The organism is Marinobacter lipolyticus SM19 (assembly GCF_000397065.2).
GTDB classification, from domain to species: domain Bacteria; phylum Pseudomonadota; class Gammaproteobacteria; order Pseudomonadales; family Oleiphilaceae; genus Marinobacter; species Marinobacter lipolyticus.
The window spans coordinates 77,213-102,403 of sequence record NZ_KE007330.1 but is presented as its reverse complement, the minus strand read 5'-3'; the positions used below and the strand labels follow the sequence as shown (position 1 = coordinate 102,403).

The window sequence follows — 25,191 nt, the reverse complement described above, 5'->3', positions numbered from 1 at the left end:
CGGGAATGGCTGCTGACCGGCATCACCCACACCGGCAAACAGCCTCAGGCGCTGGAAGAAGAGGGCGGTGCCGAACCCACCAGCTACAGCAACCAGTTCAACGCCATCCCCACCGACCGCAGCTGGCGGCCACAAACCGGCCACCGCGCCCTCATGGACGGTCCACAAATGGCCATCGTCACCGGTCCGGAAGGCGAAGAGATCCATTGTGACGAACACGGCCGGGTTAAAGTCAGATTCCCCTGGGATCGCTACTCAAAGAACGACGAACACAGCAGCGCCTGGCTGCGGGTCAGCCAGGGCTGGGCCGGCGGCCAGTACGGGTTCATGGCCCTGCCGAGAATCGGCCACGAAGTCATCGTCTCCTTCCTGGACGGCGACCCGGACCAGCCGATCATCACCGGCCGCACTTACCACGCCACCAACACACCGCCGTACGCGCTGCCGGAGCACAAAACCCGCACCACCCTCAAGACCCAGACCCACAAGGGCGAGGGCAGTAACGAACTGAGGTTCGAGGACGAAGCGGACCAGGAACAGATCTACGTCCACGCCCAGAAAGACCTGGACCTGCTGACGGAAAACAATCGCACCGAAGTCATCAAGAATGACAGCCATCTTACCGTGGACAACCACCGCAAGGCCCACGTCAATGGCAATGATCATGCCACCGTGGATGGCGAGAAACGCGAGTCCGTCGGCGGTGACGCCAGCCTAACCGTCAACGGCAGCCATCACAGCAAACAGGGCAAGAACCAGCTCATCGAAGCTGGTAGCGAAATCCACCACAAGGCGGGTATGAAAATCGTCATTGAAGCTGGCGCTGAAGTGACCCTCAAGGCGGGGGGCAGTTTTGTGAAAGTGGACCCCAGTGGCGTGACGGTTTCGGGGCCGATGGTGAAGATGAATTCCGGGGGTGGGCCGGGAAGTGGTACTTCTGCGGCTGCTGAAGCGCCTGTTATGCCAACGATCTTTGGTGAGGCATCCGATAGCTCTGAGCATGTGAGGCTGGCGGAGGTTGATACCAGGGTTGCTGTAGGACCCGCACCCAGCTCCGTGTCATCACTAAGAGCTGCAGCAAAGAAAGATGTTGCTTTGGTGAAACAATGTGGTCGCCAGTCTGATGGATCCTGCTCTATGGCGGAATGTGCCTGCGAGGAGAGACCCGCATGACGGAACTCGATCACGCTACCGTTCAAAGTGCCTTTATATTGATTGACGGTGCGGTACTCGATGCTCCCCGGTTTGTGTATGAGCACGATGATCAGCCGGAACTTGAATACCTGTACCTGGGCACGCCCCATCATACAGCCGTGGAGGTAAGCCCTTGCCTAGTAAAACCATCATCCGCGTCGCGAATATGGCAAGAGCAGGCGCAGTGGCAAGCACATGCGGTTGTCCTGATATCTGACGAAAATTTGAGAGTGTTAGCGGACCATTTGCGCAGTTTGTTGAGTGTGCAACTGCCAGGCGGAGGGTATTCCTATCTGAGGTTTTACTCTCCCAAGCAGTTTCAACGCCTGATGGGGGCGCTTAGTGACCTGGATCGCAATCGATTCAGTGGGCCAGTAAAAGAGTGGCTGTCTTTTTGGGGTGATGGGGCGTGGCATCGGATTAAGGCAGATGGTTCTGGCCAATATCGAGAGGCGTCGGAGGAAGGTTGGTTCGTGTTGGCTGAGCAGCACATTGAGGCATTATCGGTAGAGGCGAGAGAAGAGTTTGTCGGCAAGTTGGGCCAATACCTCGGGATTGATGACCGGGCAAACCTTAACGACCTGATACGGGAGGCCGATGCCCTCGGTTTTCGGACCGAAAAAGATGTAAGCCGTTACGCGGAGCTCGCGGTGATTCATGGCGAAGGAATCAAACACCCGGAGCTTCGGGCAATTCTGTCGACTTCTGAATTGTCGACAGGCATGCGTTTGAATGAAGTGGATAAACGTCTGGCATACGGAGTTGCCTCATGAGTTCTGAATACGTCATTCGTTCCGGGGATACCCTCGTCGCAATCGCACAACGCCACCAAACCACACTAAGCAGTCTGTTGCGGTTGAATCCTGGGGTTGAGAATCCAGACCGAATTTTCCCTGGACAGATGTTGAAGTTGCCTGTAGCAAACAATGCGGGCTTCTCCAGTTGTGAGGTGGGCCAGGTCACTCAGGAACCTTCCTGCGCAGAAGAAATCGTAGATGTTGTTCATGTTACAGGGACTGATGAGTTCATTTTGCTTACAGAGGAGGAACTTACTGAGTGGATCGAAGAAGAAGAGTTTGTGTGCGCCCCGATCAACGAGTTCTACGGCAAATTAGAAGGGCTTAATGGTGGCGAGACGGACTCCGAGCTTAGCCCAACGGACGGCGAAGGGCAGTTGTCGTCGGAAGTACAGGAAGAGAAAGAGCGGCTGGCGAACGAGCTGGAAACGCGTTCGGTGTTGACCAATGAAATGCAATCTATCCCGCCGATTACTGAGATCAAGCGATTGGCCGGCAACAAACACGTTACTTTCGTCCGCTCCGACAAACTGAAAAACCATCCGCGTCGATACTCCATCGCAGCGAGGGATCGAGCTCGTAGTCAGGGGTGGTTGACTGAAAGAGGAGTTGATCCGGCAAAGTTGCGGGACGCTATTCGAAGCGAGCTTACCGTCAAGTTTGAAAAGACTTTGTGGGAGCCTGATTCAAACGGCGCACTCATGACAACGTTGAACAAATTCTACGATGAAGCATCATGGTCAATTTGGGGGGATGCAAAAGCTCAACAACGGGCCATTGACGAAACTGGGTTTGATGCCTCGGCGGAAGCGCAGTTCATGCGTTTTGCAGCAGGCGCAAGTGCCTCCGGCGAATTCGATCCGAGAAAAGGCAAAGTTCATCTCCAGGCAAAGGCGGAAGGGCAATATGCACTGGCGCAGGGTAAAGTTGGTGTTGAACAGTCCTTTCCTATCAATAATCGATCTGAGGTTAAGGTCCACTACCGTGTTGGCGGCTGGGATGGAGAACGGAGAGAAGTTTCTTTAGGTCACTTCCAGGCGAGGCTGAGTGCGTCGTTGTCAGGTTTCGCGGGTGCCTCAGCGCTGATCGCAGCCAACGTGGAAATCGATTCCAGTGATGGTGTTCCAAATCTGAAAGGCATTGCAGCCAGAGAGCGAGGCCAAGGGGCATCAGTTGACGGAAGTGTATTTGCTGGTATTCGTGCAGGCTGTGAGATTGCTGGAGCGCTTCTGTGGGCAGACGTTCTATCAACACAATCGGACTGGAAAACACTTTGTGAAATTGGGAAGAAGGTTGAGGGCGCAGCGGGAATTGGGGGGGAGTTTCAGCTGCGATTGGAGTTCAGTAGGGCGACCGGGAAATTCTACTTAAATTTCCACGCTGGCCTGGTTTTGGGTGTGGGAGCAGCTGGCAGTTTCGTGCTCGAGGTAGATCCAGAAAACATAGTGACGATGATTCATTATGTATACAAGGCCTTGGGAGATGCCGATTTTCGATATTTAGAGCTGTTCGATCCAACCACTGATGCATTTGGATGGTATTGCAAGCTTGCGATATACGCGCTCGGGACAGGTGCCAATTTAACGCTCTCTGCGGCAAGGATTGTTGAGCAGGGTGTTCGGGTGGTGGATGATTACATGGATAATCTTGCCATTGCTCTTAGTTCTGGTCTTGAGCGAGAGAGAGTTGGTCGAGAAGTTGCCCAGAATATTATCGACGATAAAGACAGAGGTGAGGAAAGCGTGTTGCGTCACGCACCTCCGGAAGTGAAGGCTAAGTTTTTACATCTGTTAATCGATGACTTTTGGTTAACGCCTAAGCTGTTTGACGGGACGATGTCTAAGGTAGAGGCTGTTGGGCTGATTTTGCAATCAATGCAAGGTTGGAGAGACTTTGAAGAGACTATGGTCCGTATCAATCTGCAAACTGAGGCGCGTGCAGCTGATTTTGATGAAAACGTACGCAAGGTTTTTAACTTTATCGGAAAAAATGCCAATCATTACCGACTCTACAGAAGAATCTTGGAAGGCCAGGCCGCGAATTTGGTTGGGCCAGTACAATTAGATCCGTTTTCAGCTTGTAGGGCCTCAGGGATAGCTTAATTGTGAAGATGCTAATTATGGGAAAAATCAAAACAGTAACCTATGTGATGCTCCTTGCTTTCGTTTTCGGATGCTCACCATCATCTCAAGAGTCCTCTGACACCGAAATCGAAAAGGTGTTGTTGGATTCCAAGCGCAATCTCGTTTTTGTTGAGGGTGGGGAGTTCTGGTTAGGGGATGTTGGTAACGAATCTGGGGCCCCGTTCACGCCCATACTCGACAATAACAAACCGCCCAAATTGGTTGAAATTGATAGTTTTTCTATCCTTGCCAAAGAGGTTACTTGGGGCGAGTTTCTGACCTATCTGCATGATGTTGGAAGGGCGGAAGAGTACACAATTGAAAATGGCTTCAGCCGAGCAGTACGGCTGCCGATTGTGGCCAATAATGATCCCGATTCTCCGAATTACAAAGACAAACCGGCGAGGAGTCCCAATTTTCATGAAGCTGAGAATTATTGCTCGTGGCTAGCTGAAAAAACGGGCCATCCCTACGCGTTACCGAGTGAAGCCCAGTGGGAGTTCGCTGCGAGAAACAGAGGCCAGTCAGTCCCATTCGCTACCGATACAGGAGAGCTGGATATCGATGTTTACCTTCAGAGGTCTCCCGTTGACCCAATGCATCCTGTCTCGGGAAATGCACTTGTACACTCCTCTAATCAGGTAGAGCGACGCCCTGCCGGTTCATATCCGCCGAGTCCGCTGGGCTTGCATGATATGACCGGTAGTGTAGCGGAATGGACCAGAGATTGGTTCCATCCGGGATTTGACCATCTTTCTTCCGATAACCCGGTAGCGGTGGAGGCACCCAGTTCAGCTCCCTCAAAGAGAAGTGTCAGGGATCTGGCCGGCTATGGAGATCACTCAGGTGGCTTGGCGACTGTCTACGCGCGGCATGGTGAGGATGTTGATTCGCCTGATCAAGGCTTTCGCTGCGTAGTAAATCACCCAGAATCCATTAACTAGCCCCAATCTCATGCTCGGCTCGCCTAAGTGGTATATCACGAGGAATATCGCTGCTGACCGGTAAGCATATAGAGACGGAGGGGAAATACATCGCCGTCCGCCCGTGGAGAACAAGGACGTTTTTTCATGCAGTATGTTTCAGCGTTTTTTCTATTACCTTCAACAATTGTTCTTGTCAGCTACTTCGCAACAATGTTGATGGCCTCGCCCGCCAGCGCCCTCTTGGAGATCGAGAACCCGATCCTGGATATTGGTTTCCTTGTCGTTTTTTTCTTGAGTAGCCTGGCAGGCTGGTTGGGCGTTATTTTCAATGTGCCTTTCCGTGATCAAGGGAAGACAACGCTGGTTGGCAAAGGTGTTGTAATCGGGGTGATTGCGCTACCAACTGTATTCATTTCGTTGTTATTAGGAAATCGAACTTGGCTAGCGGTATGCTTGGTAATGGGGTGGATTGGGTTATTGATTCAGCTTTTGCCGGCATTGAGCATCGCTTGGCAGCGTCGAACGCCGATTTTGGGGCTAGTCATCGTTACACTGATGCTTCCTTTTCTAATTAACCCCGTAATTTGGGATAGCTCTGAATTGGTCCCAGTACCTGAAGCGAGTTGGGGCGTCTATTACCCAGAATATGCTTTGGAAGCCGATGACAGGTTCGTGGCGCATTACCGGGATCATGAGCAACGTTTTAACAAGCCACCAAAAATAACTATCTCTAAAATGGGTATGTTTATGATTAACGTGTTGGGACGCCCGCTTCCCAATACGTTTCATCATTGTGGCCCCCATGAAACCTACAATATATTTTCTCCCAACTCGGAACATGGCTGTGAAGCCAGCAGTACCATCAGTACACGGGGCGAGCTGGAAATCGAGTTCTATGAGGACGGGAAATTACGCTGCATTAATTGTCGAGAGTTTGGTAAGCCTGAACATTGGATGCGGATTAACGGCTTGCCTGAGGGATACAGGTCTCCATTTCATACTCTTTGAGATGCTTACTGAGACGAGCCCGGATTGCTTGTGAAGCTGTAAATGCTGGAACAGGCAACCTGAACGGTGTCGGAGAGAGGCTCGGGGCCTCTCTCCCCATGCATCAACCTCCCCGCAATTCCCGGGCAGCATCGACCATCCCCTGCAGCGCAGGAATTACTTCGTCCCAACTCCGCGTTTTCAACCCGCAATCCGGGTTCACCCAGAGCCTTTCCGTGGGTATCCGTTCCGCTGCCTTCTGCATGAGAGATACGATGTGCTGTTTCTCCGGAATGTTCGGCGAATGGATGTCGTACACACCGGGGCCGATGTCATTCGGGTACTGGAAGCCCTTGAAGGCGTCGAGCAGTTCCATGTTGGAGCGTGAGGTTTCGATGGTGATCACATCTGCGTCCATGCGGGCGATGGCTTCGATGATGTCATTGAACTCCGAATAGCACATATGGGTGTGGATCTGGGTTTCGTCGCTGACGCCGTTGGCGCTGATACGGAATGCCTCGATGGCCCAGTCCAGGTAGCTCTGCCAGTCCGATTGCCGCAGGGGCAAGCCTTCCCGCAGGGCGGCTTCGTCGATCTGGATGATGCGCACGCCGGATTGTTCCAGATCCAGGACCTCCTCACGAATCGCCAGGGCCAGTTGCAGACAGGAGTCTTTTCTTGGCTGGTCATCCCTCACAAACGACCAGTTGAGGATCGTTACCGGGCCGGTGAGCATGCCTTTCAGTGGCTTGTCGGTCAGCGATTGGGCGTAGCGTATCCAATCCACCGTCATTGCCTGTGGACGCTGGATGTCACCGAAGAGGATGGGCGGTTTCACGCAGCGGGAACCATAGGACTGAACCCAGCCGAACTGGCTGAAAACGTAGCCATCCAGTTGCTCGCCGAAGTATTCCACCATGTCGTTGCGCTCGGCTTCGCCGTGTACCAGTACATCCAACCCCAGCGTTTCCTGCTCCTGCACGCAGCGGGCAATCTCCTCACGAATGCGGGTGGTGTATTCCCGCTCGCTGAGGGTGCCTTTACGGTATTGCAGGCGGGTCTGGCGGATGTCCCGGGTTTGGGGGAACGAGCCGATGGTGGTGGTCGGGTATGCCGGAAGATTCAGGTGTAACTTCTGCAGCTTCAGGCGCTCAGTATAGGGGCTTCTGCGCTTGCCCAGTTCCGGTGTGATGGCGGCAACGGCATGGGTGACATCGGGGTTGTGTACACGGGTGGAGTTCTTGCGGCTGGCAATCGCCAGCGTATTCTGTGCCAGTGGTTCGACTGTCGCTGCACGCCCATGGTCGAGGGCGTTGGCCAGGGTCTGGAGTTCATCAAGTTTTTGCACGGCAAAAGCCAGCCAGGAGCGGATCTCCGGATCCATCGCGGTTTCTGATGCCAGGTCCACCGGGACGTGGAGCAGGGAACAGGAAGGGGCCAGCCACAGGCGCTCACCGAGGCGCTCATGTACCGGCTCAAGCCAGTCCAGTGTGGCCTCAAGGTCGGTTTTCCAGACATTGCGGCCATTGATAACGCCAAGGGAGAGTACTTTGTGGGCCGGGAGCCAGTCGGTAACACGGCTGACCTCACCCGCTGCGCTGATGGCATCCAGGTGCAGTCCGGCGACCGGCAGTTCGCAGGCCAGTTGCAGGTTGTCCCGCAGCTCGCCGAAGTAGGTGGCCACTAAAAGCTTGACCGGACAGGCTTTGAGCTGGTGATAGGCAAAGTTGAATGCGTGCCGCCAGTCGCCATTGAGTTCGGTGACCAGGGCCGGCTCGTCTATCTGCACCCAGTCCACGCCCTGTTCGGCCAGCAAGTTCAGCAGTTCGGCGTATACCGGCAGAAGGTCATCGAGGAGTGCGAGCCGGTCACCGTCGTCATTGGCTTTACCGAGCCAGAGATAGGTGACCGGACCAATGATAACGGGTTTGGCTTTGACGCCCTGAGCCTTGGCCTCAGCGAGTTGCTCCAGCAGCCGGGCAGGGTTCAATTGGAACCGTGTTTCGCGGTCGAACTCCGGCACGATGTAGTGGTAGTTGGTGTCGAACCACTTGGTCATTTCGCCGGCATGGATGGCGCAACAGGCAGTATCGTTTGCGGATTGCCCCCTGGCTACCCGGAAATAGCGATCCAGGTCCGTGCCATCGGTATCCTGGGCTCGCGCGGGAAGGTTGCCCAGGGTGAAGCTCATGTCCAGTACCTGGTCGTAGTAAGAAAAGTCGCCAACCGGGGCAAGTGTCAGCGACGATTGCTGTGACCAGTGGCGACGCCTCAGATCAGCCGATGTGATGTTCAGATCTTCGGCTTGCAACTCGCCTTTCCAGAATGCCTCTTGGGCGAACTTGAGTTCTCGCCTTGCGCCAATCCGGGGAAATCCCAGGTTATGGGTGGTAATCATGGTGTTGTCCTTGCGTTCTGTTGACTGGGTTTCGGGAAGAACCACCAAGACTACGCCTCTGGAATAATGAAAAATAATGGTATTATTTCAACAATCCATGAATTTAATTCACGTAATGAGCTGGGCGAAAGCAAGCGATGATCGAACGGAATCATTTGGAAATCCTGCGGGAAGTGGAGCGGCAAGGGTCGTTGACGGCCGCTGCCGAAGCGTTGCACCTGACCCAGTCGGCCCTGAGCCATGCCGTCAAGAAGCTGGAGTTGCAACTGGGGACGGCGGTATGGGAAAGGGAAGGTCGTCAGCTCAGGCTGACCCAGGCGGGTCAGTACTTACTGTCGCTGGCGACACGTCTGCTGCCACAGTTTGAGCATGCGGAAATGCTGATCGGGCAGTTTGCCCGGGGACAGCGTGGCACCCTGCGTATCGGTATGGAGTGCCATCCCTGCTATCAATGGCTGCTTAAGGTTGTGGGGCCCTATCTGGAGCAATGGCCCTCGGTGGACGTGGATGTAAAGCAGCGTTTCCAGTTCGGAGGCATCGGCGCGCTGTTCGGGCACGACATTGATATACTGGTGACGCCGGATCCCTTGCATCGGCCCGGTCTGTTGTTTGAGCCGGTATTTGATTATGAACAGGTGCTGGTGGTGCCCGGTGGACACGAATTGGCATCGAAAGCTTGGGCGGAACCGGCTGATCTGGCGAATGAGACCCTGATCACCTATCCGGTAGAAGTCGAGCGACTGGATATCTATACCCGGTTTCTGCTTCCCGCCCACGCGAGCCCGGCCAAACACAAGACCATAGAAACGACGGACATCATGTTGCAGATGGTCGCTGCCGGTCGCGGGGTGGCGGCTTTGCCGCGGTGGTTGGTGGATGAGTACGCGGAGAAAATGCCGCTTAAGTCTGTTCGGCTGGGTGAGCAGGGCATTCAGAAACAGATCTTTTTAGGCCTTCGTGATCGTGATCGCGAGGTGGATTACCTGAATTCCTTCATGAATACGGCTCGAGGGGTTCGCTGGAGTTAGGCTCTTCGGTTAAACTGCGCGAAAAATCAATAGGGAATCCGATCATGAGTGATGTACCCGCAGATCTTAAATACATCGAAACCCATCAGTGGGTTCGCGTTTCAGATGATGGCACGGCTACCGTGGGCATTACCGATTTCGCTCAGGAACAGCTGGGCGATGTGGTTTATATTGGTGTGCCGGAAATCGGCGTTACCGTGAATGGCGGAGAAGAGGCCGGTGTGGCAGAGTCCGTCAAGTCGGCTTCGGATGTGTTCAGTCCGGTCACCGGTGAGGTGATCGAGGTGAACGAGAGCCTGGAAGATGAGCCGGAGAAGGTGAACGAGGATCCTTACGGTGATGGCTGGCTGTTCAAGGTTCGCCTGGTGGATAAAGGCGAGCTGGATGGTCTGATGGATGACACGGCCTATGCCGAGCATGTTGCTGCAGAAGAGTAACGGCTGACTTACGGTGAAAGAGCGAGCGGGCAGGGCTGCCCAAAACACGCTGTGGATACGTCCCTGTACGCTTGGCTCCGCCATCCCTGGCTCCGCACAGTTTTGGGCAGCCCTGCCCGCTCCCTCCCGTTGCTGAGGCGATCGGGATCACTCTTCGTGTATAATTCTCGCCCTTTTTTACAACCCATTAGGTAGCCGTTATGAATTTCCCCGTTCTTTACCTCCGCAAAGGCGCAGAGCGCAGACTGAAAGCCGGTCACCTGTGGGTTTACAGCAATGAAGTGGACACCCGCCGATCACCGTTAACGGAGTTCGAGGCCGGCGTGCAGGCGGAATTGCGGGCGTCTAACGATAAGCCCATGGGGACGATTTTCGTGAATCCTCACGCGTTGATCTGTGGTCGTCTGATCAGTCGGAATGCCAGTCATGGCATGACGCCGCAACGTCTTACCCAGCGCATGGAAACAGCGCTGGCACTGCGTGATCGGTTGTTCGACAAGCCTTTCTACCGTTGGGTGTTCGGCGACAGCGATGGGCTGTCGGGGCTGGTGATTGATCGCTTTGACGATACGGTGGTGGTGCAGATTTCCACCGCTGGTATGGAGTTGATGAAAGAGGCGATTATTCGGGCGGTTCAGCGTCTGGTGCATCCTGCAGCGATCATCCTGAAGAACGACGGCAAGATGCGCAAAGTGGAGGGGCTGGATACCTATGTTGAGCAGGCCCATGGTGCGGAAGCCAGTCTGCTGAAGGTGGAAGAGAACGGTGTGCGTTTTGAGGTGCCGCTGGAAGGCGGCCAGAAAACCGGCTGGTTCTACGATCACCGCATGAATCGACAGCGTCTGCAGGCTTATGCCCCCGGTAAACGGGTGCTGGATGTGTTCAGTTATGTCGGTGGCTGGGGGATTCAGGCAGCCTGTGCCGGGGCCAGTCAGGTGACTTGTGTGGATAGTTCTTCGTCGGCGATTGATTCGGTTCACCATAACGCCAGGCTGAATGGTCTGGATAACGTGGAAACCGTTGAGGGTGACGCGTTTGAAGCCCTGAAAGCGCTGGCGGACGAGAAAGAAAAATTCGATATCGTGGTGCTGGACCCGCCGGCGCTGATTCCCCGCCGTCGTGACCAGAAAGCGGGTGAGCAGGCTTACGCACGGCTGAATCAACTGGGTTTGCGGTTGCTGGAGCGGGATGGTCTGCTGATTTCCGCGTCCTGTTCAATGCACCTTTCCCAAGAGAAGCTGACGGATATCATTCGTGGCAGCGGCCGTAAAATTGACCGTTTCGTCCAATTACTGGAACAGGGTCACCAGGCACCAGACCATCCGGTGATTCCGGGTATTCCGGAAACGGACTACATCAAATCCTGCTTTGTGCGGTCGTTGACTGGTTTTTTCTGAACCTGAGGATAGGGAAATGGTAGGCGGGTAGGCACATAGCAGGAAGGTGAGTGGGGTGGCTGTGCCGGGACCGTCAAAAACAGGGATGTTTTTGTCGAGCGTACAGGGATGTATTCACAGCGTGTCCCGGCACAGCCACCCCACTTGCCTTCCGGGCGCCTTACTCCCGCAATGACATCACTGTCCAGCCATTCTCCACAGCCAGCTTTTCCAGTGTCGGATCCGGGTCAACTGCCACAGGGTTGTCGACTTTTCTCAATAATGGCGCATCATTGTGGGAATCGCTGTAGAACCAGGCGCCATCCAGCGTCTCACTGTTCGAGTCCAGCCAGTCGTTAAGTCGGGTCACCTTACCGTCCTGGAAACTGGGAATGCCTGCAACTTTACCAGTGTAACGACCATCAACCAGCTCCGGATCGGTGGCGATCAGGTGCTCAATGCCCAGAATATCCGCAATCGGCTCGGTCACAAAACGGTTGGTGGCGGTGATGATCATCAGGGTGTGGCCCTGGTTTCGGTGCTCATCCAGCAGATTGAATGCCTTGTCCTGCAGCATAGGGCGGACTTTCTTGTCCATGAAGCGTTCGCGCCAGGTCAGCAGGTCGGCCATGGCATGTTTGGCCAGGGGCTGCAGGGCAAAGCCCAGATAATGCAGGATATCCAGTTCCCCGTTCAGGTACTCCTGATAGAAGCGATCGTTGGCCCTGCGGTATTCCTCAGCATCCACGATGCCTTCCTCCACCAGAAACTCGCCCCAGGCATGGTCGCTGTCCCCGGCGAGCAGGGTGTTATCAAGGTCAAAGATCGCAAGCGTCAAGGGTATTACCTCCGGTCATGGAACGGATTGCAGGAAAGGCGATAGTCTAACATGACATGTCTACAACGGCTTCGTTTGCCGAACCCTTGGGTTTCTGTAAGAATGATAGCAACTTGGACAATTCCGACCGGTGAATTTTTGAACTGGTCCGCCGACTTATAAGAGGACTGTGCCGTGATCGACTCAGACGGTTTCAGACCCAACGTCGGAATCATTCTGGCCAACCACAGGGGCGAAGTTCTCTGGGCTAGGCGAATAGGGCAGGACTCCTGGCAGTTCCCGCAAGGCGGTATCAAGTACAACGAATCGCCTGAAGACGCGTTGTATCGGGAATTGGGGGAAGAGATAGGCTTGAGTGCGGCGGATGTCGAGATCATCAGCTGTACCCGGGGCTGGCTGAGGTATCGCCTCCCGCGGCGGATGGTGCGACATAACTCGCACCCCGTGTGTGTGGGACAAAAACAGAAATGGTTCCTGCTGAGGATGTTATCGCCGGATGCGCAAGTGCGTGTGGATGGCACCGATTCGCCGGAATTCGACGGCTGGCAGTGGGTGAGTTACTGGTACCCCTTGGGGCAGGTGGTCTCATTCAAGCGTGAAGTGTATCGACGTGCGCTGAGAGAGCTCGCGCCGCGACTGTTCTATAACATGGAGCAGTGGTATCGCAGCGAGCAGAATCAGCGTGTAAAGGACCAACAGAAATGACGGGTTGAAACCGCCATGCTGAGCATACTGCGAAATCTGGTACAAGAGGTAAACAGCGCCCGCGACCTGCAGGAAGCGCTGGATATCATTGTGTCGCGGGTGCAGAAGGCCATGGGGACCGAGGTCTGCTCTGTTTATCTGCTGGATCCGGCCACCAACCGCTACATTCTGATGGCGACGGAAGGGCTCTATCGCAAGGCGGTCGGGCAGGTGAGTCTGGCCTACTCCGAAGGTCTTGTCGGTCTGGTCGGTGCCCGTGAGGAGCCCATCAACCTGGAAGATGCTCCTTCCCACCCCCGTTATCGATATTTTCCGGAAACCGGTGAAGAGCGGTTTCGTTCCTTCCTCGGTGTACCCATCATCCACCACCGTCGTGTCCTGGGTGTGCTGGTCGTGCAACAGCGGGAAAGCTCCCGGTGTTTTGATGAAGGGGAAGAAGCTTTCCTCGTGACGGTGTCCGCGCAGTTGGCAGGTGTTATTGCGCACAGTGAGGCAACAGGTGCCATCAGCGGTTTGTCTCTCACCGGCGAAGAAGCCCGGGATATCAGCTTCAATGGTGTGCCCGGGGCTCCGGGCGTGGCTATCGGAACCGGGGTGGTTGTCTATCCCGCCGCAGACCTTGATGTGGTTCCGGAAAAGCCGACCGACGATATCGATCTTGAGCTCGGGTTGTTTGCCGAGGCGGTTACCGCTGTTCGTGAAGACATCGAACGGGTCGCCAATCGCCTTGCTTCCCAGTTGCGCCCGGAAGAACAAGCCCTGTTTGATGTATACCTGCGGATGCTGGGTGATGATGCCATGCCCGGCGAGGTCGCCAACAAGATCCGCGAAGGGTACTGGGCACAGGGAGCCCTGAAGCAGGTGGTCCAGCAGTATATTCGCCACTTCGAGATGATGGATGACCATTATCTCCAGGAGCGGGCAGTAGATATCCGCGACCTTGGACGTCGTTTGTTGTCGCACCTCCAGGAAGGGGAGCAGAAAGACCAGGTCTATCCGGAACGAACCGTGCTGGTGAGTGAAGAGCTGACCCCTGCCATGTTGGGTGAGGTGCCCAAGGGGCAGCTGATTGGGCTGGTATCGGTCAAGGGGTCGAGTAATTCCCACGTTGCCATCCTGGCCCGTGCGATGGGCGTGCCTACCGTGATGGGGCTGGTGGATATTCCGGTCAATCAGCTTGATGGTCGGGACCTCGTTGTTGATGGTTTCGAGGGCCAGATTTTTGCCTCGCCCTCTGATGAACTTCGGGCTTACTATCAGGAAATCTGTGACGAGGAAGACGAGCTGATCAAAGGGCTTGAGGTCCTGCGCGACAAGCCCTGTGAAACGACCGACGGTCATCGGGTGTCGTTACTCGTCAACACTGGCCTGATGACCGACGTTGTTCGTTCTCTGAATCATGGCGCTGAGGGGATCGGTCTTTATCGCACCGAAGTGCCCTTCATGATCAAGGATCGCTTTCCCTCTGAACAGGAGCAGCGCGAGTATTACCGGGAGCAGTTGGAGGCCTTTGCGCCGAGCCCGGTTACCATGCGCACGCTGGACATCGGTGGTGACAAGGCGCTGACCTATTTCCCGATTGAAGAAGAGAACCCCTTCCTGGGCTGGCGCGGCATTCGAGTTACACTGGATCATCCGGAAATTTTCCTGGTGCAGGTCCGGGCGATGCTCAAGGCCAGCGAGGGCCTGAACAATCTGCAGATCATGCTGCCAATGATCAGCAATATTTCAGAAGTGGAAGAGTCCTTGCACCTTATTTACCGGGTTTATCATGAGGTCAGGGAGGAAGGATATGAAATCCACATGCCCAAGGTGGGTGTCATGGTGGAAATTCCGGCGGCGGTCTATCAGATTCGCGAGCTGGCGGACCGTGTGGATTTCCTTTCGGTTGGCTCCAATGACCTGACTCAATACCTTCTGGCTGTGGATCGTAACAACCCCCGCGTCGCCCAGTTGTACCATTCCTATCACCCGGCGGTCTTGCAGGCGTTGGTTCGTATCGCCCACGACGCTCATTCCGTTGGCAAGCCGGTGGGTATTTGCGGTGAGCTGGCTGGTGACCCGGGGGGGGCTCTGTTGCTGATGGCCATGGGGTACGACTCACTGTCAATGAACGCCGCCAGTTTGCCGAAGGTGAAGTCTGTTATTCGCAGTGTCAGTCGTGAGTGGGCAAGCCAGCTGCTGGAGGACGTTCTGCTTCTGGACTCCCCCCATGTCATCAAGAGTTGTGTGGACCTGGCGCTGCGTAATGCTGGCTTCGGCCGTTACCTTCGCCCCGGTAGAACGACCCCGGTTGCTCTGGTTCAGCAGGCGGCGTCGTGAGCTGTTGCCACATTCTGGTCGAAGAATAGGGTGTAGACTCTAAAACCGGTTGCTACCTTACTGGCATTAAACTTATAAAAACCCGGATGGGAACGTTGTATGACGTCAGCGACGACTGAGATCAAGCCCAGGCCGCGCATCGGCCTTGCATTGGGAGGTGGTGGTCCGTTGGGCGGGATTTATGAAATCGGTGCCCTTCGAGCGCTTGACGAAGCTCTTGATGGACTCGATTTTAATAATATTGACGTCTATGTGGGGGTTAATGCCGGTTCCTTTGCCGCTGCGAACCTGGCCAACCAGATGACCACTGCGCAGTTGTGCCGTATTTTCGTTCGTAATGAAGCCGAGGTGCATCCCTTCCATCCTGAGGTTTTTTATCGTCCAGCGCTTCGCGAGCTTGGCAGTCGCTTGTTGGCCGTGCCCGGGCTGTTAACAACGGCGGTCCGTCGCTTCATTAATAACCCCTACGATCAGAGTCTTCTGGAAGCGCTGACGATTCTTGCTCAGGCAGCGCCTGCGGGACTGTTTGATAACGAAGGGTTGCACGAATATCTGCAGCGGACGTTCACTATGCTGGGGCGGACCAATGATTTTCGCCAACTCAAGCGCAGCCTTTATATTGTGGCGGCAGATGTGGAGAGCACTGACGCTGTCTGTTTCGGTGCGCCGGGCTTTGACCACGTGCCCATTTCCCGGGCGATACAGGCCAGTATGTCCTCTCCCGGACTATATGTGCCGGTAAACATCGATGGCCGCTACTACGTGGATGGCACGTTGCGTAAAGGGCTTCATGCTTCAGTGGCATTTGAGGATGGTGCGGACCTGGTGTTTGCGGTGAATCCTCAGGTGCCCATTGACGCGAGCACGGCCGTCCGGGCGGGAACCATGAAACCGGGTGAGTTGACCCGCTCGGGCATGCCTAATCTGCTGTCGCAAATGTTTCGGACCATGGTCTATTCACGCATGCAATCCGGTATTGCCCAATACGCCAGGGATTATCCCGAAAAGGACATTCTGTTGTTTGAGCCTACCCGCGATGACGCCAAGCTGTTTTTCTCCAACGTGTTCAGTTTCCAGTCCAGGCGGATGGTGTGTGAGCACGCCTACCAGATGACTCGTCGTGACCTGCTGGCCCGTGCGGACGAACTGGAGCCCAAACTGGCGAAGTATGGAATCAAGCTACGCCGTGACCGCCTTGAGGATGAGCAGCGCACCATCAGTACCAGTTTGTATGGGGAAATGTTGCCGCTTTATGTGGCAAAAGGGCGTAAAAAACAGGCGCAGAAGGGCAAGCTGGCGAGCGGACTGGAGAATGTCACTCAGCTGTTTTCAAGGGCGGAGTAACAAAGAGGGGCGCGGGCTGGTTGTTGGATTACGCTTTGCTAATCCAACCTACAGATGTGACCGAACGCCATACCCGTAGGTCGGATCAGGCAAAGCCGTAATCCGACCTCGGTGTCAGAGTATATAGCGGCTCAGATCTTCATCTTCCGCCAACTCCCCAAGCTTCTCATCCACGAACGCTGCCGTTACCTCAAAGCCGTCAGTGACTTTGTCACCGGCTTCATAGGACAGGCTTTCCAGCAGTCGCTCAAGCACTGTATGCAAGCGGCGCGCACCGATGTTCTCAGTGGTTTCGTTTACTTTCCAGGCGACTTCCGCAATCCGGGTGATGGCATCTTCCGCGAATGTCAGTTTCACGCCTTCCGTACCCATCAGTGCCTCGTATTGCTGCACCAGCGAGGCATCCGGCTCGGTCAGGATGCGCTTGAAGTCATTCGGAGTCAGTGCCTGCAGCTCTACCCGGATAGGTAGGCGACCCTGAAGTTCAGGAATCAGGTCTGAGGGCTTGGACAGGTGGAACGCGCCCGAGGCAATAAACAGAATGTGATCCGTACGGACGGTACCGTACTTGGTGCTGACAGTGCTGCCTTCGATCAGCGGCAGCAGGTCGCGTTGTACGCCTTCCCGGGAAACATCGGAGGACGTATTTTCAGAGCGCTTGGCGACTTTGTCGATTTCATCGATAAACACGATGCCGTTCTGCTCGACGGACTGAACCGCCTTCTGTTTGATTTCTTCCTCGTTTACCAGCTTTGCGGCTTCCTCGTCCTGAACCTGCTTCAGCGCATCGGCCACTTTCATCTTGCGGGTTTTGCGCTTGTCTGAGGACATATTGGAGAACATGCTTTGCAACTGGCTGGTCATCTCTTCCATGCCCGGAGGTGCCATGATCTCCACGCCCGCGCCACCGCTGCGCAGGTCGATCTCGATTTCCTTGTCATTCAGTTCGCCTTCCCGCAGTTTTTTGCGGAATAACTGCCGCGTGGATGAATCCTCAGGGCGCTGGCTGTCTTCTTTGAAATCCCGGGCCGGGGGCAGCAGGGCGTCCAGAATACGCTCTTCCGCCGCATCCAGCGCACGGTGCTCATGGAGTTTCTTCTCTTTTTCGCGAAGCATTTTTACTGCCATGTCGGCCAGGTCGCGGATGATGGACTCCACATCCCTGCCTACATAGCCGACTTCCGTAAACTTGGTGGCTTCCACTTTCAGGAACGGGGCGTCGGCCAATTTGGCCAGGCGGCGGGCAATCTCGGTTTTACCGACGCCTGTGGGGCCGATCATCAGGATATTCTTTGGGGTGATTTCTTCGCGCAGACTGCTGTCCAGCTGCATGCGACGCCAGCGGTTCCGCAGGGCAATGGCAACCGCCCGCTTGGCTTCTTCCTGACCTACGATGTGCTTGTTGAGTTCGTGAACGATCTCACGGGGAGTCATTGCAGACATGGTTGCTCCGAATCAGTCGTTGGCGGAAAGCACTTCAAGGGTGCGATTGTGGTTGGTGTAAATGCAGATGTCGGCCGCGATATCCAGGCCTTTTTCCACAATGTCACTGGCTTTCAGGTCGGTGTTTTCAAGCAGGGCGCGCGCCGAGGCCTGTGCAAACGGTCCTCCGGAGCCGATGGCAATCAGTCCCTGTTCCGGCTCGATAACATCGCCATTACCGGTAATGATCAGTGAAGCGGTTTTATCGGCTACAGCCAGTAGAGCTTCAAGTCGGCGCAAGGCGCGGTCCGTTCGCCAGTCCTTGGCCAGTTCAACGGCCGCCCGTGTCAGGTTACCCTGGTGCTTTTCCAGCTGGGCCTCGAATCGTTCGAACAAGGTGAAGGCGTCGGCGGTACCGCCGGCGAATCCTGCCAGCACCTTGCCGTCGTACAGGCGGCGAACCTTGCGTGCATTTCCTTTCATTACGGTGTTGCCCAGGGAAACCTGGCCATCGCCACCCATGGCGACTTCGCCATCGCGCCTGACGGAAAGTATGGTAGTCATGTGGGCTCCAGTTGCCTGATAGAAAACGGTATTCAGCAGTTATGGAGGCGAGTGGTTTTTTTTCAAGGGCAGGAGGTCGGCATGCTGGCAGAGCAGTCATGCAAAGAGGGCCATTCAGCCCTCCTTGGGTATTTTTCGCACCAGCGGCTCGATGTTGATGGACACCAGCTTGTCGATGGCGGAGTTCATCTGGCTTCGGGAATTGAACGGACCTACGTTGACCCGGAACCAGGTGCTTCCATTATCCAGGTCAATCCGCTGGACGTTGGCTCGCAGGCCCTGAAAGGCAATCTGCGCGCGTTGGCGTTCAGCATCCTTCTGACTGCGGAACGAGCCGGACTGGATCAGGTATGTGAAACTCTGCTTTGTCGGGCCGGGGGTGTATTCCTCGACTTTTGGAGGCACTACCTCACTCTCGGGAAGCATCTCGTAAAAGCGATACCGTTGCTTGGACTGCTCGCTGGATGCATTTTCCTGCTCCTTGGCCGGTGGCGTCACCGCTGTTGGCGTATTGTTTTGCCGTGTCGGTTCCGGGGCAGGTAGTGAGTTGAGGTAGACAATAAAGCCAATAAAGCCACCGACGGCGGCGAGGGACAGAATCCACTTAAGAGACAGGCCGCCCTGTTGCGCGCGTGCCGGTGTCCGCCGCTCTGGCCGTGGCCGCGCCGGTTTGCTGCTTCCCTGGCTCCTGGCGCCCTTGCGGGGCGTTGCGGCTGCCTTGCCTTTCGGATTCTTGCGGGCGTAGTCTCGGGACATATCCTGACGCTTCCTGTCTACATTTCTTCCGGGGCGCTGACGCCCAGCAGATCCAGGCCATTGGCTACGACCTGGCGAACCGCCAGATAAAGGCTAATGCGAGCATCACGGACGGCGGTATCTTCAATCAACACCTTATGGGCGTTGTAGTACGTGTGGAACTGTCCTGCCAGATCCCTGAGGTAATGGGTCAGATGATGCGGCTCCCGTTGCGCTGCGGAATTGGCGATGAGCTCCGGGTATTTTGCCAGCTGATTGGCAAGTTCCTTCTCTTCATCCAGTGTCAGCAACGACAGGTCACCACGGCATTCGTTCCGGCCCCGTTCTACACCTTCCTCAGCCAGCTTGCGCAGCACGCTACAGATACGGGCATGGGCATACTGAATGTAATAGACCGGGTTTTCATTGGTCTGAGAGCGAGCCAGGTCGATGTCGAAGGTCAATTGGGAATCCACCCGACGAGCTGCGAGGAAGAAGCGGGTGGCGTCCCGACCTACTTCGTCAATCAGGTCGCGCACCGTGACATAGCTTCCGGCACGCTTCGAGATTTTCACTTCCTGCCCGGAGCGGGTCACCATCACCATCTGGTGCAGGACGTAATCCGGCCAGCCGCTTGGGATACCGGCTTTCAGTGCCTGCAGACCCGCACGGACGCGAGTGACTGTAGAATGGTGGTCGGCTCCCTGTTCGTTAATGACCGTGGTGAAGCCACGTTGCCATTTGTCGAGATGGTAGGCCACGTCCGGCAGGAAGTAGGTGTAGCCCCCATCCTTCTTACGCATGACGCGATCCTTGTCGTCACCGAATTCCGTGGTCTTCAGCCATAGGGCGCCGTCGTGTTCGTAGGTATAGCCATTCTCTTGCAGGCGCTGGACAGTTGCTTCCACTTTGCCTTCCTCATACAGGGAAGATTCCAGGAAGTAGACGTCGAATTCGACGCCGAACGCCTTGAGGTCCAGGTCCTGTTCCCGGCGCAGGTAGGCCACGGCGAACTCGCGAATGGCATCCATATCCTCCGGGTCGGCCTTGCCAGTGACTTTCCGATCATCCGCCACGACGGTTTCGCCCGCCAGATAGGCCTTCGCTACGTCGATGATGTAATCACCGCGATAGCCATCGGCGGGCCAGCTATCATCGTCGGGTGTCAGCCCTTTGACTCGTGTCTGTACCGACAGCGCGAGATTATTGATCTGGGCGCCGGCGTCGTTGTAATAGAACTCCCGGGTGACATCGTAGCCGTTGGCCTCCAGAAGGCGGCACAGGCAGTCGCCAATGGCGGCGCCACGGCCGTGCCCCACGTGCAGAGGTCCCGTCGGGTTGGCGGAAACGAATTCCACCTGCACTTTTTCGCCCTTGCCGTTCTGGTTACGGCCAAACTGACCCGCTTCCTCAAGAATGGTATTGACCACCTCAAACGCGCTGGCAGTGCTCATGAAAAAGTTGATGAAGCCGGGACCTGCAATTTCCACCTTCTCCACGGCCGAACTCTCCGGAAGTCGCGCCACCAGGGCTTCGGCCAGCTGTCGTGGAGGGCATCCCGCTGCTTTGGCCGCCACAAGGGCGATGTTGCAGGCATAGTCACCATGGGATTTGTCCTTGGTGTTGCCTACCTGCGGAGTGAATGACTGGTCTTCTGGCAGGGTGCCTTCGGACTGCAGTGTGGCCAGTGCAGACTGGAGCAGATCGGATACGGTCTCTTTCATGCTGTCGGACGACTCGGTTTACAAGAGAATTGGAATAAGGCGGGAAGCCGCCGGGAATCGAAGGCGGGTATTATCGCGGAAAGTTGCGCTGCAAGCAAAAAGCCGGTCTGGTTCAGCCGGTCTCTTGAGGGTCCACATCAATCATCCACTTCACGCCCGAGGGCAGTTTTTGCTGATCGAGGTTCTGACAAAGATGGCTCAAAACATGATTCAGGCGCTTTCGGTTATCGCAGCACAGGACCAGTTGGGCTCGGTGCCGGTCTGCGCGCCTGGCGATCATGGCCGGTAACGGCCCCCAGGTTTCAATGCCGGGCACACTGGCCTGTGGTTTGATCCTGTCCAGTAGTTCCAGGCTTTTGGCCATGGTGTCTGCTTCGGCGCGGAAAATAGCCATGGCGCGGAACGGTGGGAACCCGCCGGCTTCCCGTTCCGTCAGTAGCTGATCGGCGAGAGTGAGGTAGTGACCCTGGCGCAATGACTTCAGTATGGGGTGATCGCTGTGGCAGGTCTGCACCAGGACTTGACCGGACTTCTCGCCACGGCCCGCGCGGCCACTCACCTGTAATAGCGTCTGGATGAGCTGTTCCGGCGCGCGAAAGTCCACACTGAACAGGCCGCCGTCGGCGTTGACCACGACAACGAGGGTAACGTTCGGGAAATCATGACCCTTGGCGAGCATCTGGGTGCCAACCAAAATGCAGGGTTCTCCGGAGTTCACCTTTTTCAGAATGCCCTGAATGCTGCCCTTTCGCTGGGTGCTGTCTCTGTCCACCCGGACTACCGGCGTGTCGGGGAATGTCGAAGCCAGTATGTCCTCGGTCCTTTCCGTGCCCTGCCCAACGGGTTTGAACGCGTCACTCTGGCATTTCGGGCAATGCTCCGTGGCGGCTGTCTGATAATCGCAGTGGTGGCAGCGCATGGCCCGGTCCCGGCGATGGTAAGTCAGGCGTGTGTCGCAGCGAGGGCATTCCACCATGTGGCCGCAGTCGAAGCACATCATGACCGGCGCAAAGCCTCGCCTGTTCACAAATACCAAAGCCTGCTGTCCGTCGTTCAGGCATTGTTCAATTGCCTGTATTGTGGGGCGTGACAGGCCACCTTCCAGCGGGCGACTGCGGATGTCCAGGAGGCTGATGCTGGGCGGCTTCGCGTTACCGGCCCGCTCCTCAAGCCTGATAAGCTGGTATTTTCCGTTCAGCGCATTCTGGTAGGATTCAAGAGATGGCGTGGCCGAGCCAAGGATGACCGGGCAGTTATTCAGGTGCGCTCGATAAACCGCCATGTCTCGCCCGGAATAACGGAAGCCTTCCCCCTGCTTGTAGGAACTGTCGTGTTCCTCGTCCACAATGATCGTTTGCAGGCTGGTGAAGGGAAGTAGGACGGCAGAGCGGGTGCCAATCAGGATGACAGGCTCGCCATTGCGGATTTTCAGCCAGGTGGACAAGCGTTCGCCATCATTCAGGGCTGAATGCCAGACGACAATGCGTTGGCCGAAGTAGCGTTGAAATCTGGCTACAGTCTGGGGGGTAAGATTGATCTCAGGTACCAGCACCAATGCTTGGGCCGAGGCGCTCAACTGCTGTTTCAGGTAGTGCAGGTAAAGCTCTGTTTTACCGCTTCCGGTAATGCCATATAAAAGCGAAACGCTAAACCCGTCTCTGGGGCTGGCTATCTGGTTTGCTGCCTGCTGTTGAGCAGGCGAGAGAACGGGGCCGGGGTGGTCGCTGATTGTGTCGGTAGTGCCAGGCTCGCCCTTGGTCGAAACAGCTTCGGTTTCCTCGATGAGCTCCCTTTTTTGTAGCGTCCTGATGTGCTCCCGAGTAAACCCGGCCGCAGTCAGGCTGGAGGTGCTGGCGCCGTGTGGGTGCCTCTGCAGCCATGCCAGTAGCGCTTTCAGGCGATGGGCGTTGCCGGCAAGCGCTTCAGGACCGGCTGCGGCTTTCCACCAGGTGTCCTGTTTTTCTGATGCAGGTCTGCCGCGACGCAGGGCCGGGGGCAGGGCGGTGAACAGGCACTCCCCGAGGGGGTGCTGGTAGTAGTCCGATGCCCAGCTCAGTAACTGAAAGGTCTCATTGGGAAGGGCAGGCCAAGACTCATAAACTGAGTGAACGGGTTTCAGGGTGATTCCATTGGGTGGTCTCACACCTGTTTCAACAACGAGGCCGGTTGCGGATTGTCTGCCAAACGGGATATTTACGCGTTGACCCGGTTCAAGCTGGAGGTTCTCGGGAATCAGGTAATCAAAGAGCCTTCTCAAAGGGCGGTTGAGGGCTATGCGCGCGGTTTGCGGAGGGCGTTCTTTCATACTGGAGCTCCGCGGTGGTGAGGCTGTCACGGTAATTGCTTATCCTTGGTTTTGCCTGCGCACAGGTCCGGGCGATGAATCGGGCTGATTGCCCCGGGTTGGGACTTGCCTGCCGTAGCGTTTGCAAGTAAGATTCACGGTCTGTTTCCGGCAGGGCATGATTGTGCCCCGTCTTCTCCATTGATTCAAACATGCGGTGCCTGGCGCCTGGAGTGAAGAAGCTCCCGTGATCAGGTGGCGGCATGACCGACAGAGGTTCGCCATGAAAGAAGGTATCCACCCAAAGTACGAAGACATCACCGCTACTTGTTCCTGCGGTAACGTCATCAAAACCCGTTCCACCATCGGGCATGACCTGCAGCTGGACGTATGCTCCCAGTGCCATCCGTTCTATACCGGCAAGCAGAAAGTGATGGATACCGGTGGTCGTATTGACCGTTTCCAGAAGCGTTTCGGCGGCCGCATTGGTGGCAAGAAGGACTGATTCAGCTTTCGGTACAGAAAAAGCGCCTGCAACGGCGCTTTTTTTATGTCCGGGTTTCCTCTCTGAACCTATTCAGTCTTCATCTATACGCGATTTGCCCTATTGACTGGTCAGTAAGTGTGCAATCGGCCCTTGTTTGATGTGGGTCTTCGCGCCATAATGGCGCGCTCCGCTGGGACGGGTCCCGGCGGTTTATTACCTCTTAAACGTGACAAACGGAACAGTGGCAATGTCTCAAGATCTGAAAGAAGCAGCCCTTGAATATCACGCCAAGCCGCGGCCTGGTAAGCTGAGTGTTGAAATCACCAAGCCGACCCAGACCTCCCGCGACCTTTCCCTGGCGTACAGCCCTGGGGTTGCCGAACCGGTCCGCGAGATCGCGAAGGACCCCGAGAACGCTTACAAATACACTGCCAAGGGTAACCTGGTAGCCGTTATTTCCGACGGTTCTGCCATTCTTGGTCTGGGTAACCTCGGTCCCCTGGCGAGCAAGCCGGTAATGGAAGGCAAAGGCGTACTGTTCAAGCGCTTTGCTGGTATTGACGTCTTTGATATCGAGGTCGATTCCGAAAGCCCCCAGGCGTTTATTGAAACGGTAGAGCGTATCGCTGATACCTTTGGCGGTATCAACCTGGAAGACATCAAGGCGCCGGAGTGTTTTGAGATCGAGCGTGCTCTGATCGAGAAGTGCAACGTGCCAATTTTCCATGACGATCAGCACGGTACCGCAATTGTAACTGCGGCCGGAATGATCAATGCTCTGGAGCTTCAGGGTAAGAAAATTGAAGAGGCAAAAGTGGTGTGCCTGGGTGCCGGTGCCGCTGCTATTGCCTGCATGAAGCTGTTGATCAGCTGTGGAGTTCGCTCTGAGAACATCTTCATGCTCGATCGCAAGGGTGTGATCCACTCCGGTCGTGATGATTTGAATCAGTACAAGGCAATGTTCGCCAATGATACTGACAGGCGCACACTTGATGATGCGATGGAAGGTGCTGATGTGTTCCTGGGGCTTTCCGGCCCGGACCTTCTGACGGCGGACCAGCTCAAGAAAATGGCGCCAAACCCCATCGTATTTGCCTGTTCTAACCCGGATCCCGAGATCAGCCCGGAAGTTGCCCTGGCAACTCGCGATGACCTGATCATGGCGACCGGTCGTTCGGATTATCCGAACCAGGTGAACAACGTGCTGGGTTTCCCGTTCATTTTCCGTGGTGCCCTGGACGTGCGTGCCACTGCCATCAATGAGGAAATGAAGGTCGCTGCGGTGCATGCGATTCGCGAACTTGCGAAAGAGCCGGTGCCACAGGAAATCTGTGAAGCATACGACGTGGCAATGTTTGAGTTTGGGAAGGAATACATCATTCCGAAGCCGATTGACGTGCGTCTGCTGGAAGTTGTTCCTGCTGCTGTTGCCCGCGCTGCGGTAGATTCCGGTGTTGCTCGCAACCCGTACCCGGCTCACTACCCGCTGAAGTCGATGGA

At 55.8% G+C, this 25,191-nt stretch carries 20 protein-coding genes; 13 read left to right on the top strand and 7 right to left on the bottom strand.

Translation table 11 applies throughout. The annotated features are described in order from the left end of the window. The 5 genes from MARLIPOL_RS19050 to MARLIPOL_RS17835 all read left to right on the top strand — a co-directional run. A partial coding sequence (locus MARLIPOL_RS19050; protein ID WP_456085438.1) for a type VI secretion system Vgr family protein occupies positions 1 to 1,173 on the top strand: 1,173 nt, incomplete at its 5' end. Continuing rightward, positions 1,170 to 1,967, top strand: coding sequence for a DUF4123 domain-containing protein (locus tag MARLIPOL_RS17850; protein WP_012139754.1), 798 nt, complete (start codon positions 1,170 to 1,172; stop codon positions 1,965 to 1,967). The genes MARLIPOL_RS19050 and MARLIPOL_RS17850, both read left to right, overlap by 4 nt. After that, positions 1,964 to 4,093 (top strand): LysM peptidoglycan-binding domain-containing protein, encoded by a 2,130-nt coding sequence (locus tag MARLIPOL_RS17845; RefSeq protein WP_012139753.1) that lies wholly within the window; start codon positions 1,964 to 1,966, stop codon positions 4,091 to 4,093. The genes MARLIPOL_RS17850 and MARLIPOL_RS17845 overlap by 4 nt, the downstream gene beginning before the upstream one ends. 8 nt (positions 4,094 to 4,101) lie before the next feature. Then, entirely contained in the window at positions 4,102 to 5,058 is a 957-nt protein-coding gene (locus tag MARLIPOL_RS17840) for a formylglycine-generating enzyme family protein (RefSeq protein ID WP_036192460.1), read from the top strand. A gap of 126 nt (positions 5,059 to 5,184) precedes the next feature. Beyond that, positions 5,185 to 6,048, top strand: coding sequence for a hypothetical protein (locus tag MARLIPOL_RS17835; RefSeq protein WP_012139750.1), 864 nt, complete (start codon positions 5,185 to 5,187; stop codon positions 6,046 to 6,048). Between the two features lie 103 nt (positions 6,049 to 6,151). Here the strand turns inward: MARLIPOL_RS17835 and metE are convergent, their stop codons facing one another. Further along, complete coding sequence (gene metE, locus MARLIPOL_RS17830; protein ID WP_012139749.1) at positions 6,152 to 8,425, bottom strand: 5-methyltetrahydropteroyltriglutamate--homocysteine S-methyltransferase; 2,274 nt, start codon at positions 8,423 to 8,425, stop codon at positions 6,152 to 6,154. A gap of 137 nt (positions 8,426 to 8,562) precedes the next feature. Between metE and MARLIPOL_RS17825 the strand changes: the two genes are divergently transcribed. The 3 genes from MARLIPOL_RS17825 (at position 8,563) to MARLIPOL_RS17815 (ending at position 11,287) form a co-directional block, all read left to right on the top strand. Further along, entirely contained in the window at positions 8,563 to 9,453 is an 891-nt protein-coding gene (locus MARLIPOL_RS17825) for a LysR family transcriptional regulator (RefSeq protein ID WP_012139748.1), read from the top strand. 44 nt (positions 9,454 to 9,497) lie between these two features. Further along, a complete protein-coding gene (gene gcvH / locus MARLIPOL_RS17820; RefSeq protein WP_012139747.1) occupies positions 9,498 to 9,890 on the top strand; it encodes a glycine cleavage system protein GcvH in 393 nt (130 codons plus the stop codon). A 200-nt stretch (positions 9,891 to 10,090) separates the two neighbouring features. Beyond that, entirely contained in the window at positions 10,091 to 11,287 is a 1,197-nt protein-coding gene (locus MARLIPOL_RS17815) for a class I SAM-dependent rRNA methyltransferase (protein WP_012139746.1), read from the top strand. A 160-nt stretch (positions 11,288 to 11,447) separates the two neighbouring features. On the opposite strand, the gene MARLIPOL_RS17810 is transcribed toward MARLIPOL_RS17815, so the two are convergent. Then, positions 11,448 to 12,104 carry a histidinol-phosphatase gene (locus tag MARLIPOL_RS17810; protein ID WP_012139745.1) on the bottom strand — a complete coding sequence of 219 codons (657 nt, stop codon included), beginning with the start codon at positions 12,102 to 12,104 and terminating at the stop codon, positions 11,448 to 11,450. A 174-nt stretch (positions 12,105 to 12,278) separates the two neighbouring features. Between MARLIPOL_RS17810 and MARLIPOL_RS17805 the strand changes: the two genes are divergently transcribed. The 3 genes from MARLIPOL_RS17805 (at position 12,279) to MARLIPOL_RS17795 (ending at position 16,475) form a co-directional block, all read left to right on the top strand. Continuing rightward, a complete protein-coding gene (locus MARLIPOL_RS17805) occupies positions 12,279 to 12,809 on the top strand; it encodes an RNA pyrophosphohydrolase (RefSeq protein WP_012139744.1) in 531 nt (176 codons plus the stop codon). A 15-nt stretch (positions 12,810 to 12,824) separates the two neighbouring features. Beyond that, complete coding sequence (gene ptsP, locus MARLIPOL_RS17800) at positions 12,825 to 15,131, top strand: phosphoenolpyruvate--protein phosphotransferase (protein ID WP_012139742.1); 2,307 nt, start codon at positions 12,825 to 12,827, stop codon at positions 15,129 to 15,131. A 99-nt stretch (positions 15,132 to 15,230) separates the two neighbouring features. Continuing rightward, entirely contained in the window at positions 15,231 to 16,475 is a 1,245-nt protein-coding gene (locus MARLIPOL_RS17795) for a patatin-like phospholipase family protein (protein WP_012139741.1), read from the top strand. A 114-nt stretch (positions 16,476 to 16,589) separates the two neighbouring features. On the opposite strand, the gene hslU is transcribed toward MARLIPOL_RS17795, so the two are convergent. The 5 genes from hslU to MARLIPOL_RS17770 all read right to left on the bottom strand — a co-directional run bounded on the left by hslU (position 16,590) and on the right by MARLIPOL_RS17770 (position 23,225). Beyond that, positions 16,590 to 17,918: an ATP-dependent protease ATPase subunit HslU gene (gene hslU, locus MARLIPOL_RS17790; protein WP_012139740.1), complete on the bottom strand. Its 1,329-nt coding sequence runs from the start codon at positions 17,916 to 17,918 to the stop codon at positions 16,590 to 16,592. 12 nt (positions 17,919 to 17,930) lie between these two features. Next, positions 17,931 to 18,461 (bottom strand): ATP-dependent protease subunit HslV, encoded by a 531-nt coding sequence (gene hslV, locus MARLIPOL_RS17785; RefSeq protein ID WP_012139739.1) that lies wholly within the window; start codon positions 18,459 to 18,461, stop codon positions 17,931 to 17,933. Positions 18,462 to 18,575: 114 nt separating this feature from the next. Continuing rightward, entirely contained in the window at positions 18,576 to 19,217 is a 642-nt protein-coding gene (locus MARLIPOL_RS17780) for an SPOR domain-containing protein (RefSeq protein WP_012139738.1), read from the bottom strand. Between the two features lie 17 nt (positions 19,218 to 19,234). Continuing rightward, on the bottom strand, positions 19,235 to 20,920 hold the full coding sequence (gene argS / locus MARLIPOL_RS17775) for an arginine--tRNA ligase (protein ID WP_012139737.1): 1,686 nt from the start codon (positions 20,918 to 20,920) through the stop codon (positions 19,235 to 19,237). A 112-nt stretch (positions 20,921 to 21,032) separates the two neighbouring features. Then, the gene (locus tag MARLIPOL_RS17770) at positions 21,033 to 23,225 is read right to left on the bottom strand and encodes a primosomal protein N' (RefSeq protein ID WP_012139736.1); all 2,193 of its coding nucleotides are present in this window, start codon (positions 23,223 to 23,225) and stop codon (positions 21,033 to 21,035) included. Between the two features lie 262 nt (positions 23,226 to 23,487). Here MARLIPOL_RS17770 and rpmE point away from each other — a divergent pair, with 262 nt between their 5' ends. Continuing rightward, complete coding sequence (gene rpmE, locus MARLIPOL_RS17765) at positions 23,488 to 23,709, top strand: 50S ribosomal protein L31 (RefSeq protein WP_012139734.1); 222 nt, start codon at positions 23,488 to 23,490, stop codon at positions 23,707 to 23,709. A 229-nt stretch (positions 23,710 to 23,938) separates the two neighbouring features. Then, positions 23,939 to 25,191: malic enzyme-like NAD(P)-binding protein (locus MARLIPOL_RS17760; protein ID WP_012139733.1), on the top strand; the 1,253-nt coding region annotated here is incomplete at its 3' end.